At 56.6% G+C, this 650-nt stretch carries 1 protein-coding gene; it reads left to right on the top strand.

What is annotated here, in order from left to right:
• Positions 1 to 44 precede the first annotated feature (44 nt).
• The coding region (locus D477_RS20630) for a hypothetical protein (RefSeq protein ID WP_150110227.1) at positions 45 to 650 on the top strand (606 nt) is incomplete at its 3' end.

Below are 650 nucleotides of genomic sequence, written 5' to 3'. Positions count from 1 at the left end.
AAGAAGGACGCCTTATCAAGTCGGCTGCTACAGAGTTGGCAGAATTGAATGAGATCAGCTCGGATTCATTAGCGTCGTGGGTTACCGCTAAACCTGCTGGATCAGGAGTCGCGGTCCTCGGTCTGGTCGTCGGGCTCTCACAGGAGAGGCTGAAGAATAGCCTCCGTCATGGCCTGGGATCAGCCACTTTTACCAAGCTCGCCAGAGAAAACCCGCTTGGCTTAGTGGAGTACATGGACGCTGAATACGCGTTGCTGAGCCTCTTGGAAGCGCAGCGGCACCGCCAGTACGACTTCGGGGACGTCCTGGTTGCAAGGGCAGGGACAAGAGCCCTGGCAACTCGCGCCGGCCAAGCAGGCCGGCAACTCGAAGACGAAATCGAAGAAATTGCCAAGAGCCTTCGCCTGCCGTATCAGACCCGATGTAGGTTCGAGGGTCGGAACGCTACTGCTCCGTGTGATCTGGCTGTGCCCGCGGGTAACTCACAGGCTCAAATCGTGGTTGCAGCAAAGTCATTCGGTTCCACAGGCAGCAAACTTACGGATGCGGTTCGGGAGATTGAGGAAATGGCGCTGGTGCGCAAACCGACACAGTTTGTTTTCGCAGTCATCGACGGCATCGGTTGGAAAGGTCGCTTGAATGATTTGCGC

The sequence above is a fragment of the Arthrobacter crystallopoietes BAB-32 genome (assembly GCF_000328305.2).
In the GTDB taxonomy this organism is placed as follows: domain Bacteria; phylum Actinomycetota; class Actinomycetes; order Actinomycetales; family Micrococcaceae; genus Crystallibacter; species Crystallibacter crystallopoietes_A.
The sequence above is the reverse complement of the archived record's forward strand: the minus strand, read 5'-3'. Positions and strand labels throughout refer to the sequence as shown.